1 protein-coding gene is annotated in these 2,909 nt (G+C 39.8%); it reads left to right on the plus strand.

Annotation, left to right across the window (positions count from 1 at the left end; translation table 11 throughout):
• Nucleotides 1-108: 108 nt before the first annotated feature.
• A complete protein-coding gene (locus CHU92_RS01050) occupies nucleotides 109-2,739 on the plus strand; it encodes a carboxypeptidase-like regulatory domain-containing protein (RefSeq protein ID WP_094411730.1) in 2,631 nt (876 codons plus the stop codon).
• Nucleotides 2,740-2,909: the final 170 nt, after the last annotated feature.

Below are 2,909 nucleotides of genomic sequence, written 5' to 3' on the forward strand. Positions count from 1 at the left end.
TGGTTAAGTTTGATAGTGTTAAATTTTATTTAGGACAGGATTGATTTAAAACCTATCGCAACTGGCCTTTACCCGACATAGAATACGCACAGGAATAAAGGACTATTTATGAAAACCATCCTGTTCTTCTGTTGTATATGCTCGCTCACGGGTTTTGGGCAAACAGTAGTAAGCGGTACCGTTACAAACAGCAAAGGTATCCCGCTTCCTGATATTAATATATTCATAAGCCCGGAAACAGGCAATGATATTATCGCGTATGATGTTACCGATGAAAAGGGAAACTACAGGCTTGAATTTACAACTCCTGATGAAGAACTGAAAATTAATGTTACAGGTATAGGTTACAGTACAACAGTTGAGGCAATTAAAAACAAAAATCAGGTCAAAAAGTTTATTTTGGGGCAGGCTGATTTTGTACTGCAGGAAGTTGTTATCGAATCTAAACCAATAGTGAAAAAAGGAGATACTATAAATTATAATGTGAGCTCCTTTTCTAAAGAGCAGGACCGGAGCATTAGCGATGTACTCAAACGTATTCCGGGACTGGAAGTCAGGACAGACGGTAAGATTTATTATCAGGGAAAACCCATAAACAAATATTATATTGAAGGGCTGGACTTGCTGGAAGGCAGGTATAGCCTGGCTAATGAAAATTTATCGCACAAAGAAGTTTCTAAAATCCAGGTGCTTGAAAATCACCAGCCGGTAAAGGTACTGGACAGCCTGGTTTTTTCTGATAATGCTGCCCTGAACATCAAACTCAAAAATAACTACAGCTTTTCCGGGCAGGCAGTCGCAGGGACAGGATTTATCCCACTATTATGGGAGGTAAACGCCACACCCATGCTTTTCACTAAGCAAAGCCAGTCTCTTCTGAGTTACCAGGCTAATAATACAGGAAATAATATTGCTGCCCAGCTACAAAACCTTACCATTGACAATCTCCAAAATACTTTAGGAAACAACAATTTTAAAACCGACTGGGTTTCCATTCAACAACTTGCCACCCCCCCATTAACGGATAAAAGATGGCTGGGCAACAATGTGAATATTATTTCATTAAATCATTTACAAAAATTGAAACATAACTATCAGCTGAAAATGGCGGCATCTTACTTAAATGATTATCAAAGGCAGAAAGGCTATACAAAAACCCTTTTTATAACCCCAACCGAAAGTATTTCGCTCACGGAAGAAAAACAAAATTTTTTATACAACAACTCCATGCAGGCTACTATTACGCTACTCAAAAATGCTGAAAAAAACTATTTTAGTAACCATTTGGATTTTGAGGGATTTTGGGAGGGGCAGTATGGCCATGCCATGTCAAATAATGAGGATGTAGCACAAAGGGTAAATAATCATTATTATAAAATAACTAATAATTTTAAAACAATATTTCCATTAGGTAAACAACTACTCACCTTACAGGCTTATGCTTTCTATTCTCAAACCCCACAATCATTACACGTAGAGCCCGGGCAGTTTACAGGCATATTGAATGGCAATAACCCGTACCGGCAACTATCGCAACATATAAACTTGCAACAGGCCGGTTCTGATACCTCCATTTCTTTCACAAAAGGCATTAATGCACTAAGCCTCGAAACGCAGTTAGGCTTCCGGCAGGAAAACCAGCACTTGCAAAGCCATATTACCACAACGGGAAACACCGTTTTAGATAATAATTTCGCCAATGATCTAAAGTGGCTGTCTACAAAAGGTTACCTACAGTTCAGCACACAAATAAAAACAGAAAGCATTCGGGTAAGCATTACAGCTCCATTTAATTTTTACACAATAAGCCTCCGGGACAGATTATTTAACAGCAGTACCGCTCTCCGCTGGCTTACATTTGAACCCAGGATTAGTACAATATACAACATCAATAACTCCTGGTCGTGGAGTTCCTCTGTCAATATCAGCAACCATTTCGGGAATATCAATGAAATACATTATGGCTACCTCCTCCACGATTACAGGAGTATATCCCGCAGGGACACCCCACTGCCGGAATCCCTGGAGCAGGTATACACAACAGGAATAAACTACAGAAACCCCGAAGCAGCCTGTTTTGCCACAGTGTCATACACCTACAATAACGCTCTGAACAATTTACTGTACCAAACAGAAGTTTTTGATACCGGGGCAACACAATTTCAAGCCCTCCTGCGGGAAAACCATAGGCAGAACCATAACATCAACGCAAGGGTAAATAAAAACTTTTTGCCATTAAAAACCAATATAATTCTTACAGCTAACTATGGTATCAGCCAGTCTGAACAAATTCTCAACAACATTATAACCCCCGTTCAAAATCATTCGTGGGGCTTCGGTACTAAAATTGACGCCGATATCCTGACATGGTTAAATCTGGAATCCCAATCCGGATGGATATTCTCAAAAAACAGGGTACAGGCAAACCAAAACCCTACAATTATTCAGCAAAACCACTTAATAAATTTAAACTTTTATATAAGCGATAACCAATATTTCGCCTTTAAAAACGAATATATTGCCAACAACTTATTTTCCGAAACATTACAATATGTATTTTCAGACATTACCTACAGATACTCCCTCAAAAACAAAAAAATTGATTTTGATTTACAAATAAACAACCTTTTCAACACAACCACTTTCCGCACAATTGAAGTAAGCAATTTCAGCTATGTAGAAACCGCTTTCAGCCTTCGCCCAAGGCAGGTCATTGCCAAGATAAGGTTTACCATTTGAAATACCGCTCTACACTCACATTATTATTGTCCCCTCAGCCATTTTCATTATACTCCGGTCAAACAAGGTCTTCAAGGAGCGAAAGGCCCGGGCCCTACCGGCAGGCGCAATTCCCGCTTTCCGCTGTATCTCCCCGCCGCAAAAGCGGGCGGCGGGGAGGATGCCGCTAC

It is taken from the genome of Flavobacterium cyanobacteriorum, assembly GCF_002251835.1.
GTDB lineage: Bacteria > Bacteroidota > Bacteroidia > Flavobacteriales > Flavobacteriaceae > Flavobacterium > Flavobacterium cyanobacteriorum.

What these genes read in the sequence shown, in the direction of transcription:
- CHU92_RS01050 (WP_094411730.1), top strand. Translation starts at nt 109, where the DNA reads ATGAAAACCATCCTGTTCTTCTGTTGTATATGCTCGCTCACGGGTTTT.